We start from the raw sequence: 15,767 nt of genomic DNA on the forward strand, positions 1-15,767 counted from the left end.
GGTTTTCCAAACTGCAATGTGCCGTGCCCCGGAGCCCCGGGGCCGGGGCGGTCACCGTACGGCGGGCGGTGTCGTCGCCGGGTGATCCGCGGTGTCGTCGCCCTACGGCGTGCGGGGTCGCCGCCGGGCGATCCGCGGTGTCGTCGCCCTACGGCGTGCGGGGTCGCCGCCGGACGATCCGCGGTGCGGTCAGGCCGGCGAGGGCCTCGTCGAGGTGGCCGAGGGAGGCGGCGATCCAGGGCAGCGCGAGGGGGTCGGGGGCGGCCAGCGCGGCCAGCCGCTCCTCGGTGGTCTCGCCGTACAGGAGGCTGGTCGCCACCCGCACCCGGAGCGCCCGGGGGTCGTCGCCGAAGACGTGGCCGGGCAGCACCCCGACCCCATGCCCGTCGAGCAGGCGCGCGGCCAGGTCGGCGGAGCCCGCCAGGCCGGTGAGGGCAGGGTGGCCGGTGAGGTCCGGGTAGAGGTAGAAGCCTCCCCGCGGCACGTCCGCCCGGATCCCGGCCCGGACCAGGCGGGCGTGCACCGCGCGCGCGAGCGTGGCGTGCAGCCGCCTGCTCGCGGCGACCCGCTCGACGAGCTCGGCGGGCTCGGTGTAGGCGTAGGCCGCGGCCTGCTGGACAGGGGCGGCCGGGCTGGACCAGATCTCGCTGGCCGCCGCGAGCAGCCGGTCGCGCAGGCCGGCGGAGGGCAGCCGGGCCACGCCGATCCGCCAGCCGCCCAGGGCCAGGCTCTTGCTGAGCCCGCTGGTGACGACGGTCCGCTCGGGGGCCAGCTCGGCGGGGCTGACGAAGCCGGAGCCGGGGTCGTGGACGAGGTCGCGGTAGATCTCGTCGGAGATGATCACCAGGTCGAGGTCGCGGGCGAGCTCGGCGATCTTCTTGACCGTGTCGGCGGAGGCGAGCGTCCCGGTGGGGTTGTCGGGGAGCGTGACCAGCAGCGCGCGCACCCGCCGTCCCTCGGAGCGGGCGCGCCGCACCGCGGCGGACACCCGGTCGGGGTCGGGCGCTCCCCCCTCGCCGGGGAGCGCCGCGACGGGCAGGGAGCGCGTGCCGGCCAGCTCGGCCTGGGCGGCGTAGCTGACCCAGCTCGGCACGGGCAGCACGACGTCGCCGCCGATCGCGAGCAGCAGGCCGTACAGCAGGGGCTTGCTGCCGGGGCCGCAGACGACGAGGGCCGGGTCGGTGGGCAGGCCGCGGCGGGTCCAGTAGCCGGCGGCGGCCTCGCGCAGCTCGGGCGCCCCGGCGACCGGGCCGTAGCCGTTCCGGGCGGAGGCGTCCGCCAGCCGTTCCCGGAGCGCCGGGTGGACGGGGAGCCCGGCTTCGCCGAAGGCGAGGTTCAGCACGCGCTGGCCCGCGTGCCGTCTCCGTTCGATGTCCTCGTTGGCCGCCAACGTGGCAGAAAGTGTGACATTCATGGCCTTTCCCCCTCTGTCGCGGAACGTTCCCAGCGTGATGGGATGCAGGCATAAGGACAAGCTTCGGTTCGTGTGGGTGGGCATAAGGAGATCCGATGCTGGATCTGCGCCGGCTGGCCTTGATCTGCGAGTTCGCCCGCAAGGGGAGCATCGCCGCGACCGCCGCCTCCCTCGGCTACAGCCCCTCGGCGGTCTCCCAGCAGCTGGCCGCGCTGGAGCGCGAGGCCGGGGCCGTGCTGCTCGACCGGACCGCCCGCAGCGCCGAGCTGACCGACGCCGGCCGCCGCCTCGTCGAGCACGCCGAGCGCATCCTGGCCATGGTGGAGGCCGCCGAGTCCGACCTGTCCGCCCAGGCGGGCACCCCGTCCGGCCGGGTCACCCTCACGGCCTTCCCCACCGCCGCGGTGGCGTTCGCCCCCGCGCTGGCCCGCCTGCTCCGCCGGCACACCGCGCTGACCCTGCGCATGCGGCAGGGCCGCGCCGGGCGGGGGACCCGCGAGGTCCAGTCGGGCGCGGCGGACATCGCCCTGGTGGACGACTGGTACGGCCGGATGCGGGAGTCGCCGGCCATGCGGGTCTTCCCGCTGCTGCGCGACCCGCTGGTGCTCGTGGTGCCGCGCGGGCACCGCCTCGCCTCCCCCGGCGAGCCGGTCGACCTGGCCGAGCTGCGCGACGAGCCGTGGATGGCGACCCCGGACGGCGAGCCCTCCCGCATGGCGGTCGACCAGATGCTCGCCGAGGTGGGCGGCGGGCGGCCGGTGCCGTGGGAGTTCGAGGGGCTGAGCACCATCCTCAGCCTCGTCGCCAAGGGCGTCGGCATCGCCGCCGTGCCCGCGCTCGCCCTGGCCGCCGGGGTGCGCGGCATCGCCGTGCGGGAGATCCCGGGGTCGGCGGCCGGACGCGACGTGCACGCGGTCGTCCGCGCCTCCAGCGTGCACCGGCCCGCCGTCGCGGTGACCCTCCGCGCGATCCACACCGCCGCCCGCTACCTCGCCGCCGACCTCACCGCGCTCGAACCGGCGGCGCGCTGACGGTCCCGTACGGCGCGGCGGAGCGGGCCCGGTCCCGTACGGCGCGGCGGATCCCGCGCCCCGGGACGGGCCGCACACGGGCCCCGGGCCGCACTAAACTCCCCTCGTGCCTCCCTCCTACGCGCTCGAACGCCTGCTGTCCGGCGGCGGGGCGAAGCTGGTGGCCGGGATCGACGAGGTCGGCCGGGGAGCGTGGGCCGGGCCGGTGGCGGTCTGCGCGGTGGTCACCGACCTGTCCGAGCCGCCCGCCGGGCTCACCGACTCCAAGATGCTCAGCCGGGCCCGCCGCGAGGCCATGGTGGGCGAGATCACCGCCTGGGCCGCCGGCATCGGGTACGGCGAGGCCTCGCACGAGGAGATCGACGCCCTCGGCATGACCGAGGCGCTGCGCCGGGCCGCCCGCCGGGCCCTGGCCGGGCTGCCGGTCCGGCCCGACGCGGTGATCCTGGACGGCAAGCACGACTACCTGGGCGCCCCCTGGCCGGTCCGGTGCGAGGTCAAGGCCGACCTGTCCTGCGTCTCCGTCGCCGCGGCCTCCGTCGTCGCCAAGGTCCGCCGCGACGCCTACATGGCCTCCCTCGGCTGCGAGGAGTACGGCTTCGCCAGCAACGCGGGCTACCCGTCCCCGGTCCACCAGCGGGCCCTGGCCGAGCACGGCCCGACCGAGCACCACCGCCTGTCCTGGTCCTACCTCGACAAGCTGCCCCGCTGGCGGCACCTGCGCGTACACCGCCAGGCCGGCGGGGAGCAGCTCGGGCTCTTCGGGTAGGCGGCGCGGTGCGGATCGGCGTCTTCCTCGTCGCGGCGGGCTTCCCGGGCCGCCCGCCGGGCCAGGTGCTGCGCGACACGGTCGAGGCGGTCGCCGCCGCCGAGGAGGCCGGGTTCGACGACGCGTGGATCGCCGAGCACCACTTCATGTCCTACGGGGTGTGCCCGTCGGCGGCGACGCTCGCCGGGGTGGCGCTGGGCCGTACCAGCCGGATCCGGGTGGGGACGGCGGTGAGCGTGCTGTCCACCCGGCACCCCGTCGACCTCGCCGAGCAGGCGGCGATCCTCGACCACGCCTCGGGCGGGCGCTTCGCCCTCGGGGTCGGGCGCGGCGGGCCGTGGGTGGACCTGGAGGTGTTCGGCACGGGGCTGGAGAGGTTCGAGCGGGGCTTCGCCGAGTCGCTCGACCTGCTCTGCTCGGCGCTGGAGCGGGACACCGTGGCGGCCGACGGGGAGTTCTTCCGGTTCCGCCCGGTGCCGATGGTCCCGGCCGCGCGGCTGCGGCCGGTGGTGGCGTGCACCTCGCCTCCGACGGTGGCGCTGGCCGCGGAGCGGGGACTGCCGATGCTGCTGGGCATGCACGTCGGGGACGAGGAGAAGGCGGAGGCGATCCGCTCCTACCGGGAGCTGGCCGGCGGCCGGGTCCCGGGCCGCGGCGCCTTCCGGGACGGCCCGGTCCGTGTCCCGCCGATGCCGGGTTCCGCCGGGCCCGGCCCGTCGGAGGACGGCGGTCCCGGGCACATCGCCGCCGCCGTCGGGTACGTGGCCGACTCGACGGCGCAGGCCGTACGGGAGCTGAGGGAGAGCATGCCGCGCTGGCTGGAGCCGGGGCTGGCGGGCTACGTGCCGGTGGACGGGCGGCCCCGGCCGCGCCGGGACGTCGGGGCGTACGTGGACTTCCTGTGCGCGACGCACCCGGTCGGCTCGGCGGACCACTGCGTCGCCTCGATCGAGCGGACCGCCGCGGCGACGGGCCTGCGGCACCTGATCCTCATGGTCGAGGGCGCCGGCGACCACGCCCGCACCCTGGAGAACATCCGCCGCCTCGGCGCCGAGGTCCTGCCCCGGGTGCGCTGAGCGGGTCGGATGAAGTCGGCTGTGGACCGGATAGATGTCTGGCGGTGCCCGCGGAGCCTCCGCCACCTTGGCCGGACGTCGCGCGAAACGCTTAGGAACCGGTCGGCGGCCATTCGACGATGTCATCGAGGATCGGCGGCCGGTAACCGGGGCCTTTGAGTACCTTGCCATCGGCTCGGCGGAGGACTCGGCCGTCCGCGTCGAGCTTGCTCATATTGGACCGATGGACCTCGACGAAGACGGCCGGCAGATCGATCCCCAACGCATCTGCGGCGCCGTAGGTGACGTAGAGGATGTCAGCCAGTTCCTTGGCCACCGCTCTGTACGCGGTGAGCGGGTCGCCGCCGGTTCGCAGGGCCTTCGCGAGGTCGGTTAGGGCATCGGCGGCTTCGCGTGCTTCTTCGACCAGCAGCGTCCGGCGGTGTTCCGCCAATTCGGGGCGTTCGGCCTTGGCCTCGCCGTCGAACACCTCGCGGAATTCAGCGACTCGTCGCATTGGTTCATGATCCATACCTTGAGCCTAGTTCGACCAAGGTTGATCGGACTCCGGGGTGATCAGTGTGACGGTCGGAAAGTAGGTCCGGTAGCGAGCCGTGTCGCGCGTGATCAGGCGATACTTCTGCAGGGCGGCATGGGCGCCTATGTAGAAATCCGGCAACGGAGATCTCTTCTGCCCGCCGCGCCGCCGATAGGCCGCGAACGCCTTGCCTGCCAGGAACCCCGCCTCGTAGGGGAGATCGTAACGTTCGATCTCGGACGTGGGCAGAGCATCATCGAGGTCTTCGATGTTGTTGAAGCCGACAGAGACTTCGGCGTAGATGACCTGATTGATGACTACCGGTCCTTCTTCTCTTGCTTGCGCTACCGCGTCGTCCGACCAGTCGGCCCACTTCGGGTCGTCCATCAGTATGTCCAGCAGGACGCAGGAGTCGACAAGAGTGGTCGGCCGATCGGGAACCGGCCGCAGATGATCTCTAATCGCCACGGAGGAGCTCCATGAGTTCGTCGGTGCTCATCCTTATCGAAGCCTTGCCGCGCATGTGGCGGGTGAGCCTCTTGCCTCTGCTCTCGCTGCCCTCGCGACGCACGATGGCCAGCGTGTTGCCGACCTCGACCACGTCCACCTCGTCACCCTCGGAGAGGTTGTACTTCTCCCGGAGGTGAGCGGGGATCGTCACCTGTCCTTTGCTGTTGATCCGCATCCCCGGACCGCCTGTTCGAGTAGTCACGTATTACTTCTACTACCTGATACTAAGCCTGTCCTCGTTTTGGGAAACGGAAGGGCGCGGACGGATGTGTCCGCGCCCTGGTGTGGTCCGGTCAGCAGTCGACGAGCTCGGGGGACTGGTTGAGGATCTGGGATCGGGCGGTGGTGAACTCGGCGTGGGCCTTCGTGGCGGACGGGTCGAAGACCGCGACCCGGTGGCAGTTCTGGAAGGCCAGCTTCACCCCGAAGTGGCGCTCCAGGGCGCCGCGCATGGCGTCGCTGGCCAGGCAGCGCAGGAGCTGGCCGCGGGCCTCCTCGCTCGGCGGGGGGACGGTGTTGTCGGTGAACTCGGCGCCGGTGCGCTCCCGCTCGGCGACCAGGTCGCTGATGAGCGACCAGGCGTAGGGCAGGGAGTCGCGGACACAGGCGACGAACGCCGCGTCGTCCACCTCGCCGGCCCTCGCCTGGGCGAGAAGGTCGTTCGAAACGGTCAGCGACATGCTGCGTTCTCCTCTCGAGAAGGGGATCTTCCCGACACTAGATCGGTGCCGGTGATCACTCCAGCTAGCCGTGGAGCGACACTCGTGTGGGGCCGAAGGCGAACTCCGGGTCGACCTGGGCGGCGAGGTCCTCGCCGACGGCCCGGTTCGCCCAGGCCCGCGCGTTGCGCAGGTGGAACTCGACGGTCTGGCGGCCGAACCGCTCCCAGTCCTTCTCCTGGGCGTCGGCGTGCGCCAGCAGGGTGCCGAGGGCGCGGAGGTTGGCGGGCTCCAGGTCGTCCAGGGCGAACGGGCGGCCCTGCTCCATGGCGCGGACGGCGGCCGAGTGCTCCAGGCAGACCAGCAGGTCGTCGCCGACGTGCTCGCGCAGGAAGGCGACGTCGCCGGGGCCGTGGACCTTGTTGCCGACGACGGCGAGGGGCACGTCGTAGTCGGCGGCGTACTCGCGGTACTGCCGGTAGACGCCGACGCCCTGCCGGGTCGGCTCGGCGACCAGGAAGGTCATGTCGAAGCGGGTGAACAGGCCGGAGGCGAAGGAGTCGGCCCCGGCGGTCATGTCCACCACGACGTACTCGCCGGGGCCGTCCACCAGGTGGTTGAGGTAGAGCTCGACCGCGCCGACCTTGGAGTGGTAGCAGGCCACCCCCAGGTCCTCCTCGCTGAACGGGCCGGTGACCATCAGGCGCGGGCCGTCCGGGGTCGTGACCGAGAAGCCGGTGTGGATCGGGTCGTCGGCGGGGCCGTCCGCGGAGGGCAGGCGGAGCAGCCGGGAGCCGCGGCCGGGCGGGGTGGTCTTGACCATGGCGGCGGCCGAGGTGATGCGGGGGTTCTCGCCGCGCAGGAACTCCTTGATCTCGGCCAGGTGGGAGCCCATCGGGCGGGGCAGGGCGTGCTCCTCGACGCCCAGGACCATGCCCAGGTGCTGGTTGATGTCGGCGTCGACGGCGACGACCGGCCCGCCCTGGCGTGCTGTGTGTCTGGCGAACAGGGCCGAGAGCGTCGTCTTGCCGCTGCCGCCCTTGCCGACGAATGCCACCCTCACGATGACGATCCAATCTGATTATGAAAACCATTGCAACTCGTACGGGTGGCCATCATGCCACGGTGCGTGAGCGCGCGCAGGAGGTTCGGCGGGAATCCGGATGCGCCGTTGGCGGGAAGAAGGGCATGTCATGGCGGTACGCCGCCGGAGGGCGGGTGTCTTCCGGCCGTCGCTTGGGGATCCGGCGGGTGGGAACGGCCGGAGGCGTCACCGATCGTGACCGGCCGGCCGGTCCCCTCCGGCCGGTCGGCGGGGGGGGGGCGTGCCGCCGGGCGACCGATCTGTTCGGCCCATCCCGCCCACCCCGCCCCGCTCGGCCGTTCCGTGGTGCCGCCGTGCCGCCCCGCCTGAGACCCCGGTGGAGCCGTGTGGAATCGTCGCCTCAAGAGATCGCGGCGGGCCGGGCGGAGATCCCGCCGACGGGCGCCGCGTCCCCTTCTGCCGAGCGGGAGCGAACATGCCGGACGCCGCACGATCACCGGAACTGCGCGCCTACACCGAGGGTGCGGACCATGTGGACGTCAAGACCGTCGAGGGGGACGTCACCCTCAGGGAGTTCCTCGCCGGGCTCATCTCCTACGAGCCGGGCTGGGTGCGCTTCCTCTACCGCGTCAGGGCCGGGTTCGTGCGCCTGCTCGGCATGCGCCAGGGGGAGCTGCCCTCGGCGCGGGGGATGCGCCCGCAGGACATCCCGTTCACCCCTGGGGAGAAGCTCGCCTTCTTCACCGTGGCCGCCGCGGAGGAGGACCGCTACTTCGTGGCGGGTGCCACCGAGTCGCACCTGACCGCGTGGCTCGCGGTGGTCGCCGAGCCCGGCCGCTTCCACATCGTGACCATCGTGAAGTACCACCGCTGGACCGGCCCGGTCTACTTCAACGTCATCCGGCCCTTCCACCACCTGGTGGTCTCCGGCATGGCCCGGGCGGGAGTGGCGGCGCACGCGTGACGCGCCGAGGGTTCCTTTGCGGATTATCCGCAAAGGAACCGGCTATTACCCTGGAGGCATGACCGCCATGGCGCCTGCGCGCACCGAGCCTGACCTGTCGTTCCTCCTGGACCACGCGGGCCACGTTCTGCGGACCCGGATGGCGGCGGCGCTCGCCGAGATCGGGCTGACGCCGCGCATGCACTGCGTGCTGGTCCACGCCCTGCAGGAGGAGCGCACGCAGATCCAGCTCGCCGAGCTCGGTGACATGGACAAGACCACGATGGTGGTCACGGTCGACGCCCTGGAGGAGGCGGGCCTGGCCGAGCGCCGGCCGTCGAGCACGGACCGGCGGGCCCGGATCGTCTCGGTCACCGAGAAGGGCGCGGAGACGGCGAAGCGGAGCCAGGAGATCGTCGACGATGTGCACCGGGCGGCCCTGGGCACGCTGCCCGACGACGAGCGCGAGGTGCTCGTACGCGCGCTGAACCGCCTGGTCGCCGGGCACCTGGCCGTTCCGGCCGAAGTCCCCCAGCCCGTACGGCGGGCACGTCAGCGCGCAAAGTAGGTCTGTAAAGGATCGTCTGTAACAAAACTATCTGTTAAGGTCCCTCTTGTTCCCTCGGACAGGAGAGACCCATGCCGCATGCCGCACCACCCCTTCTCCCGGCCCGCCCCCGGGTCTCCGGATCCCGTTGGACGGCGCTCACCGCGCTGTCCGCCACGTCGCTGATGACGATCCTGGACGGCAGCATCGTGACCGTGGCGATGCCGGCCATCCAGCGGGAGCTGGGCTTCTCGCCCGCCGGGCTCAGCTGGACCGTCAACGCGTACCTGATCGCCTTCGGCGGGCTGCTGCTCCTGGCCGGCCGGCTGGGCGACCTCATCGGCCGCCGGACCGTGTTCCTGGCGGGCAACGCGGTCTTCACCGCCGCGTCCCTGCTGGCCGGGGCGGCCACCGGACCCGGCACGCTGCTCGCCGCCCGCTTCCTCCAGGGCGTCGGCAGCGCCATGGCCTCCGCGGTCGTACTGGGCATCCTGGTGACGATCTTCACCGGGCCCGCGGAGCGCGCGAAGGCGATCGGCGTCTTCAGCTTCACCGGCGCCGCCGGGGCCGCGACCGGGCAGGTCCTCGGCGGGGTGCTCACCGACACGCTCGGCTGGAACTGGATCTTCCTCATCAACCTGCCGATCGGGCTGGCCGTGATCGCGCTGGCGGTGCGGGCGCTGCCCCGGGACCGCGGCACCGGGCTCGCCGCCGGGGCCGACGTGCTCGGCGCCGTGCTGGTCACCGGCGGACTGATGCTGGGCATCTCCACCGTGGTCGGGGTCGAGCAGCACGGCTGGCTCTCGGCGCGCACCCTCGGCTCCGGCGCGGTCGCGCTCGCCCTGCTGGCCGCGTTCACCGCCCGCCAGGCGACCGCCGCGACCCCGCTCATGCCGCTGCGCGTCCTGCGCTCGCGCAACGTCGCCGGCGCCAACCTGGTCCAGATGCTGATGGTGTCGGGCATGTTCGCCTTCCAGGTCATCGTCGCCCTCCACATGCAGAAGGTCCTCGGCTACGGCGCGCTCGCCACCGGGCTGGCCATGCTCCCGGCGGCGCTGGCCATCGGCGGCGTGTCCCTGTCCGTCTCGGCCCGGCTCAACACCCGCTTCGGCGAGCGGACCGTCCTGGCCGCGGGCCTGCTGCTCCTGCTCGGGGCGATGGGCCTGCTCACCCGCATCCCGGTGGACGCGGACTACGTCACCGACCTGCTCCCGGTGATGCTGCTCATCTCGGGCGGCGGGCTGGTGCTCCCGGCGCTGACCTCGCTGGGCATGTCCGGCGCCCGGTCCGACGACGCGGGCCTGGCCTCGGGGCTGTTCAACACCACCCAGCAGGTCGGCATGGCCACCGGAGTCGCCGTGCTGTCCACGCTGGCCGCCTCGCGGACCGGGGAGTTGCTGGCCGCCGGCGCCGGCGAGGCGGTCGCGCTGACCGGCGGCTACCGGCTCGCCTTCGGCGTCTCGGCCGGGCTGATCACGGCCGCTCTGGCCGTCGCGCTCACCGTGCTGCGGCGGCCGCGGCCGGACGCGACAGGCCCGGGAGAGGAGGCGCGGGACGGTGGTCAGGGGCAGGCCTCGTCGAGGACGACGGTCCCCTGAGACGTCGGCGTCGGCGTCGGCGTCGGCGTCGGGCTCGGTGTCGGTGTCGCAGCCGGGGCCGGCGCCGTGCCCGTGTCAGGAGCCTCGCTCGAGACGGGAGCGGGGGACGGGCTCCGGCTCGGGCCGGGAGTCGAGGCCGGGGCAGGCCGCGGCTGGAGGGCGGTCCCGTCGGCGGAGGGCGGTCGCGCGGCGTCCGGGCCCGGGGTCACGCCCGGGTCCGCGGTGTCCGGGCCCGGGCCCACGCCCGGGTCCGCCGCGTCGGGGTTCAGGGCTGCGGCGACCTTCTGCCTGATCAGGCCGTAGTCGGGGGCGACGGGGTCGGTCAGCGGGGGCGTGAACTGGGTGCTCCGGACCGGGGACTCCTTCACCTTGTCCGCCAGGTCGACCAGGTGCGGCAGGAGCGGCCGGGGGATGTCGGTGGAGACGGTGTCCACCGCCGCGTCGGCGATCTGCTCGAAGCCACCGAGGACCGTCACCGGATCGGCCTGCTCGATGACCGCGTTCATCAGGCACCTCTGGCGGGCCATCCGGACGTAGTCGCTGGTGCGGGTGCGGGACCTGCCGTACCAGAGCGCCTCGGAACCACTGAGGACGCGCGTGCCGGGAGTGATCAGCCCCTCGTCGTGCCGGCCGTACACGATGGGCTCCCGTACGGTGACCCGCACCCCGCCCATCGCGTCGACGATCTTGGCGAACCCGCGCATGTCGGCCATGGCGTAGTAGGGGATGTCGAGGCCGAGGGCGCCGCCGACGGCCTTCTTCAGCAGCTCGGGGCCGCGCTCGCCGGCGGCGGTTCCCGGGACGATCTCGGGGTGGTCCTCGGCGTACTGCCAGATCTCGTTGAGGATCCCCGGCGTGTACGGCGGCTCGCCCGCGAACCCGTGCGGGAAGCGGTCGCGGGCGGGGCCCGGCGGCAGCGGGACGTGCGCCAGGTTCCTCGGCAGGCCGAACAGCACGGTGTCGCCGGTCCGGGTGTCGACGCTCGCCACGGTCACGCTGTCGGTGCGCACGCCGTACCGGCCGGGGGCGGCGTCCGCGCCCAGGAGCAGGACGTTGAGCCGGTCCCGGCCCTGCCAGGGGTCGGCGGGGACCGGCGTGGCCCCGGCCGCGAAGATCGAGGTCATCGCGTCCTGGGAGACGTAGGCGAGCCGGGCGACGCCCACCGCGGGCAGCATCACCAGCACGCAGAGCAGGCCCACGACGAGGGCCGAGAGGCGGCGGGCGGCGGCACCGGCCCGCCGGGGCCGCAGGAGCTGGTGGGAGCGGACGACCACGGCCACCGTGACGGTTCCCAGCAGGAGCGTGACCAGGCCGAACGCCTGGAGCCAGCCGGGCCGCACGGCGAGGTTGAGCAGGAGCGATTTGGCGGTCAGGAGCGCGGTCGCGGCCGCGGTGATCACCGTCAGGCATGAGGTCATGAGCAGGGCGCCGGTCGTGCGCCGTCCCGCCCGCAGGTGTCCCAGGCCCCACAGCACCGCCGAGCCGAGCGTGAACGCCAGGCTCGACCCGATGCTGGGGCGACGCCGGTGACCTGCCATTTACTCCATATCCCCCGCCTGTTCGCCGACTTGTCGCTGATTGGTAACAGATAAGGGCTTATTAGGGCCTATGGAGGGTCATGTCTGTTTCGGGGGATGGGTGCCGAGCCGGGTGCCCGGCGGGCTCACCAGTCCGCGGCCCCCGCGAACGACGTCGGCGCCGGCCGGTAGCCCAGCCGCTCGCGGGCGGCGGTGATGTCCAGCGTGCGCTCGACGGCCAGATGCCCGGCGGCGTACCGGGTCAGCCGGGGCGGACGCCTGCGTCCCAGCAGCCGGGCGGCCGTCTCGGCGACGGCGGCGACGGGCTCGGCGAGCCGGAGCGGCAGATAGTACGGCTCGGCGGCGACGCCCCGCTCCCGCAGGACCGCGCGGAGCGCGTCGTCGAGGACGACCGGCTCGGCGTCGGTCACGTTGAAGGTGCCGTGCACGCCCCGGCGGGCGGCCGCCTCCGCCGCGAGCAGGCAGGCCCGGGCCAGGTTGTCCACCGAGGTCAGGCTGACCAGCTGCCGGCCGTCCCCCACCGCGACCAGCCGCCCGCCCCGGACCGCGCCGAGCACGCGCGGGAGCAGGGTCGTGTCCCCGGGGCCGTAGACGGCGTGCGGACGCAGCACGACCGTCCGCCCCGGAGCCGCCTCGGCCGCCACCCGCTCAGCGGCGGCCTTGGAGGCGCCGTAGGCGTTGACGTACCGCGCGACCGGCGCCTCGTCCTCGCGCGCCCGCACGGTCGGCCGGAACGGGTCGTAGACGCTCGCGGTGCTCACGTGCACGAAGGCGGCCGAGGGGAACGCCCGGGCCGCGTTCCGGGTCCCGGTCACGTTGGCCGCCCAGATCTCCGCCGCCGGTCCCCAGTCCGTGACGCCGCCCGCGCAGTGCACCACGGCGTCCACCTCGCCGAGCGCCGCGGGCGCCGGGCCGAGGAGGTCCCACGCCCGGTACGGCGCGCCGCCGACGTGGCCGGGCTCCACCGCGGGCCGCCTGCCGAAGGCGTGCACCCGCCACCTCTCGGCCCGGGCCGCCCGGCAGACCGCGCCGCCCACGAACCCCGACGCGCCCGTCACCGCGATCCTCATCGGACTCCCGCCCTCTCCGCCGGCCCCCCGGCCCCGGTGCCCCCGCCATCGTGCCCCTCACCCACCACGTCACCAGGGCGCGGAGCGCGGCTCACCGCGCCACCAGGGCGCGGAGCGCGGCGCGGTCCAGCTTGTCGGCGCGCCCGGAGCGGGGGAAGGCGCCGAGGACGGCGATCCGGTCGGGGAGCGCGCCGGCGTCCACCAGGTCCGGCAGGGCCCCGCGCAGCCGCGCCTCGTCGTAGCCCGGGGCGGGCACGACGGCGAGCACGACCTCCTCGTCCCCGGTCCCGGGGTCGGCCAGGCCGACGAGCGCGGCCTCGGCGATCCCGGGCAGCGCGGTGATCGCGGGCTCGTACAGCCCGGGGTAGATGTTGAAGCCGTCGCGCAGGATCATGTCCTTCTTCCGGCCGAGCAGGACCAGCCGGCCGTTCTCGATCCGGGCCAGGTCGCCGGTGGCGACCTGGCGCAGCGGCTCCTCGCCCAGATAGCCGCGGGCCAGGTGCGGCCCGGAGACCAGCAGCTCGCCGTCCTGCGCGATCCGCGCCCCCACCCCCGGCAGCGGGGCCCCGAGCAGGTCCCCCTCGGCGCCCGAGGCGGTGTGCGCCAGCTTCTCCTCGGCCGAGGCGATCGAGATGGGCAGCGCCTCGGTCATCGCGTAGACCGACAGCACCTGCGGGCCCGCCTGGACCGCCCGGCGGAGCACCCCGGCGGGGGCGGGCGCCGACCCCAGCAGCAGGTGGCGGAGCGTGCCCGGGAGCCGGGGCGTCTCGCGGAGCAGCCGGTCCAGGCGGACCGGGACGGCGAAGGTGTGCGTCGCCCCCCGCCGGGCGAGCTCCTCGGCCAGCGGCCCCGCGCCCGGCAGCGACCAGGTGGCCCCGGCCATCAGCGCGGGCAGCCCCAGCATCAGCTGGTCGGTGTGGACGACGTCGCCGGGACCGAGCGGGAACGCGCTGCGGAACAGCTCCAGGCCCGCCGCGAGCGACCCCCGGGTGTGGACCACGCCGCGCGGGCTGGCCGTGGTCCCCGAGGTGAAGATAACCGCGGCGGGCTGTCCGCTCCTGTCCGGTCCGCCGTCGCCCCGCGCGCCCGGGACGCCGCCGGACGGCCCGGGCAGGCCGTCCGCGGACAGTTCGGACAGGCCGTCCGCGGAGGGTTCGGGCAGGCGCTCCAGCCGGAGCGCGCCGCGTGGCACCCCCGGCAGCCAGGGACCGGTGTACAGGTGGCGGACCGCCTGGCCGGGCAGCGGGTCGCGCAGGTCGGGCAGGAGCAGGCCCCGGCGGCGGGCCAGCGGGCGGAGCGGACCGCTCAGGGTGTGCAGCAGCGACTCGGCGACCACCCACTTCGGCCGGGTGGCGGCCATCCGGGCGGCCAGCACGCCGGGCGCGAGACCGGGGTCGGCCAGGACGAGCGTGCCGCCCGCCGCCACCGCGCCCAGCGCCGTGACCACCGCGTTCACGCCGGGCCGTACCGCGAACAGCACCCCGTCACCCGGCTCCAGCCCGTCCAGGGCGGCCCGGACGGCGTCAACCCGGCGCGCCAGCACGCCGTAGGAAACCTCCCGGCCGCGGCCGTCGATGAGCGCGGTCCGGTACGGCTCCCGCCGGGCGGCGGTCATTATCCCGGTGACGATGTCGTTCATGTGGGGCGATCCAGGGGTTCGGGGGCGGTCCGTATGGAGTGACTCGCAGGGCTCGAGGATGGTCCGCGGCGGCCCGGGACGGTCAGGAGGCGGTGATCCGCAGGTGCTCGTAGGTGGGGATGAGCACCCCCCGGGCCGCGCGGCGGCCGGTGATCCGGACGTCGTGGGCGAGCACCGCCCGCGCCACCGCGCGGATCTCCGCCACGGCCAGCGGATGGCCGATGCAGAAGTGCGGGCCCGCGCCGAACCAGAGGTGGCGCAGCTCGGGCGGGTGGGGGCGGGACGGGTCGAACGGGCCGTGGGCGCGGGCGCAGTTGTGGGTGACGATCAGCACCCGGTCGCCGGGCCGTACCGCGACTCCGCTCCTGCCCGCACGGCCGGCCGGGCCGGTCGGGCCGGTCCCATCGGTTCCGCGGTCCCCGGTGGTGCGGCGGGACCCGGGCGCGCCGCCGATCCGGGCGGGCGCGGCCACCGAGCGGAGCATCACCGGGGTCGGGGTGGTGACCCGCATGGCCTCGTCGATCACCCGGTCCAGGTCCTCCAGGACGGTGCGGCGGTCGAGGCCGTGGTCGCAGACCAGCGCGATCAGGCGGGGCAGGAGGGTGGCGACGGTCTCGGTGCCGGTCAGGAAGAACGCCCCGGCCGCTCCCCGCGCCTCGGCCGCCGACAGGCCCAGCTCCCGCATCCGGCCCATCACCGTGGAGGGGTCGCCCGCCTCGTAGGCGGCCTGCGCGATGTCCCCGATCCGGTCCAGGACCTGCTTGGCGACGGCGATCTGCCGCTCCGACAGGCGCCGGGAGCGGAGCGAGACCATGGAGACGACCCGCTCCCCCTCGGCGAACAGCTCCCGGGCCCGCGCCTCGGAGAACCCGCCCGGAACGGGGCCGGCGACCGCGCCCGTGCCGAGGTCCAGGCCGATGATCCGGCAGATCACCGCGCCGGCCATCACCCGCATGGTGTCCACCAGGTCGACGGTCTCGCCCCGCGCCAGCCGCGCGTCCAGCTCCGCGAGCGGCTCGCGCAGCACGTCGGCCACCAGGTCCGTGACGTAGCCGGGGGCGAACAGCGGGGTCAGCTTCCGGCGCAGCGCCAGATGGTCCGGACCCTCCATGTTGAGCAGCACGGACGGCCCCAGCACCGGGGTCCACAGATCGGCGGGCGAGCCGGGGCCGTCCTTGCGGAAGTTCGGATCGGTCAGCACGGCGCGCGCCACGGCGGCGTCGTTGACCACCACGCCCAGCCCCGGGACCCGCACCACCGGGCCGAATCGGGCCAGCAGCCGCATCAGCGGGTAGGCCAGCGGGTGCGCGGCCAGGTAGAGCCGGCGCTCGTGGTCGGCCGGGCGGCCCGATCGCCCTGATCGCCCCGCCGGACGGTCCGCCGGCCGTTCCCGCCGCCCTTCACGTGCCAC

General features: G+C 74.4%; 16 protein-coding genes. 6 read left to right on the forward strand and 10 right to left on the reverse strand.

What is annotated here, in order from left to right; genetic code table 11:
- Positions 1–148: 148 nt before the first annotated feature.
- Positions 149–1,414, reverse strand: a complete 1,266-nt coding sequence (locus ACFOWE_RS02430; protein WP_377285083.1) for a pyridoxal phosphate-dependent aminotransferase — start codon at positions 1,412–1,414, stop codon at positions 149–151.
- A gap of 95 nt (positions 1,415–1,509) precedes the next feature.
- Here ACFOWE_RS02430 and ACFOWE_RS02435 point away from each other — a divergent pair, with 95 nt between their 5' ends.
- From ACFOWE_RS02435 to ACFOWE_RS02445, 3 genes are all read left to right on the forward strand, one after another.
- Positions 1,510–2,445 carry a LysR family transcriptional regulator gene (locus ACFOWE_RS02435; protein WP_377285084.1) on the forward strand — a complete coding sequence of 312 codons (936 nt, stop codon included), beginning with the start codon at positions 1,510–1,512 and terminating at the stop codon, positions 2,443–2,445.
- Between the two features lie 106 nt (positions 2,446–2,551).
- On the forward strand, positions 2,552–3,214 hold the full coding sequence (locus tag ACFOWE_RS02440) for a ribonuclease HII (RefSeq protein WP_377285085.1): 663 nt from the start codon (positions 2,552–2,554) through the stop codon (positions 3,212–3,214).
- An 8-nt stretch (positions 3,215–3,222) separates the two neighbouring features.
- The gene (locus tag ACFOWE_RS02445; protein ID WP_377285086.1) at positions 3,223–4,290 is read left to right on the forward strand and encodes an LLM class flavin-dependent oxidoreductase; all 1,068 of its coding nucleotides are present in this window, start codon (positions 3,223–3,225) and stop codon (positions 4,288–4,290) included.
- A 91-nt stretch (positions 4,291–4,381) separates the two neighbouring features.
- Here the strand turns inward: ACFOWE_RS02445 and ACFOWE_RS02450 are convergent, their stop codons facing one another.
- The 5 genes from ACFOWE_RS02450 to ACFOWE_RS02470 all read right to left on the reverse strand — a co-directional run bounded on the left by ACFOWE_RS02450 (position 4,382) and on the right by ACFOWE_RS02470 (position 7,039).
- Complete coding sequence (locus ACFOWE_RS02450; RefSeq protein WP_377285087.1) at positions 4,382–4,786, reverse strand: pyrophosphohydrolase domain-containing protein; 405 nt, start codon at positions 4,784–4,786, stop codon at positions 4,382–4,384.
- Between the two features lie 24 nt (positions 4,787–4,810).
- Positions 4,811–5,275 carry a type II toxin-antitoxin system VapC family toxin gene (locus tag ACFOWE_RS02455; RefSeq protein WP_377285088.1) on the reverse strand — a complete coding sequence of 155 codons (465 nt, stop codon included), beginning with the start codon at positions 5,273–5,275 and terminating at the stop codon, positions 4,811–4,813.
- Positions 5,265–5,519, reverse strand: coding sequence for an AbrB/MazE/SpoVT family DNA-binding domain-containing protein (locus ACFOWE_RS02460; RefSeq protein ID WP_377285089.1), 255 nt, complete (start codon positions 5,517–5,519; stop codon positions 5,265–5,267). Before ACFOWE_RS02460 ends, ACFOWE_RS02455 begins: the two co-directional genes overlap by 11 nt.
- Before the next feature lie 91 nt (positions 5,520–5,610).
- Positions 5,611–5,997, reverse strand: coding sequence for an SCO5389 family protein (locus ACFOWE_RS02465; protein ID WP_377285090.1), 387 nt, complete (start codon positions 5,995–5,997; stop codon positions 5,611–5,613).
- 64 nt (positions 5,998–6,061) lie between these two features.
- A complete protein-coding gene (locus ACFOWE_RS02470) occupies positions 6,062–7,039 on the reverse strand; it encodes an ATP-binding protein (RefSeq protein WP_377285091.1) in 978 nt (325 codons plus the stop codon).
- Between the two features lie 457 nt (positions 7,040–7,496).
- On the opposite strand from ACFOWE_RS02470, the gene ACFOWE_RS02475 reads away from it, so the two are divergent.
- From ACFOWE_RS02475 to ACFOWE_RS02485, 3 genes are all read left to right on the forward strand, one after another.
- Positions 7,497–7,985, forward strand: a complete 489-nt coding sequence (locus tag ACFOWE_RS02475) for a DUF2867 domain-containing protein (protein WP_377285092.1) — start codon at positions 7,497–7,499, stop codon at positions 7,983–7,985.
- A gap of 58 nt (positions 7,986–8,043) precedes the next feature.
- Entirely contained in the window at positions 8,044–8,532 is a 489-nt protein-coding gene (locus tag ACFOWE_RS02480) for a MarR family winged helix-turn-helix transcriptional regulator (protein WP_377285093.1), read from the forward strand.
- Positions 8,533–8,603: 71 nt separating this feature from the next.
- Entirely contained in the window at positions 8,604–10,109 is a 1,506-nt protein-coding gene (locus ACFOWE_RS02485; protein WP_377285094.1) for an MFS transporter, read from the forward strand.
- Here the strand turns inward: ACFOWE_RS02485 and ACFOWE_RS02490 are convergent.
- From ACFOWE_RS02490 to ACFOWE_RS02505, 4 genes are all read right to left on the reverse strand, one after another.
- Positions 10,073–11,647 (reverse strand): LCP family protein, encoded by a 1,575-nt coding sequence (locus ACFOWE_RS02490; protein WP_377285095.1) that lies wholly within the window; start codon positions 11,645–11,647, stop codon positions 10,073–10,075. The genes ACFOWE_RS02485 and ACFOWE_RS02490 overlap by 37 nt on opposite strands.
- Before the next feature lie 125 nt (positions 11,648–11,772).
- Complete coding sequence (locus ACFOWE_RS02495; RefSeq protein WP_377285096.1) at positions 11,773–12,717, reverse strand: NAD-dependent epimerase/dehydratase family protein; 945 nt, start codon at positions 12,715–12,717, stop codon at positions 11,773–11,775.
- A 91-nt stretch (positions 12,718–12,808) separates the two neighbouring features.
- Entirely contained in the window at positions 12,809–14,356 is a 1,548-nt protein-coding gene (locus ACFOWE_RS02500) for a class I adenylate-forming enzyme family protein (RefSeq protein ID WP_377285097.1), read from the reverse strand.
- An 82-nt stretch (positions 14,357–14,438) separates the two neighbouring features.
- Entirely contained in the window at positions 14,439–15,767 is a 1,329-nt protein-coding gene (locus ACFOWE_RS02505; RefSeq protein ID WP_377285098.1) for a cytochrome P450, read from the reverse strand.

Source organism: Planomonospora corallina (assembly GCF_042650625.1).
Lineage (GTDB): Bacteria > Actinomycetota > Actinomycetes > Streptosporangiales > Streptosporangiaceae > Planomonospora_B > Planomonospora_B corallina.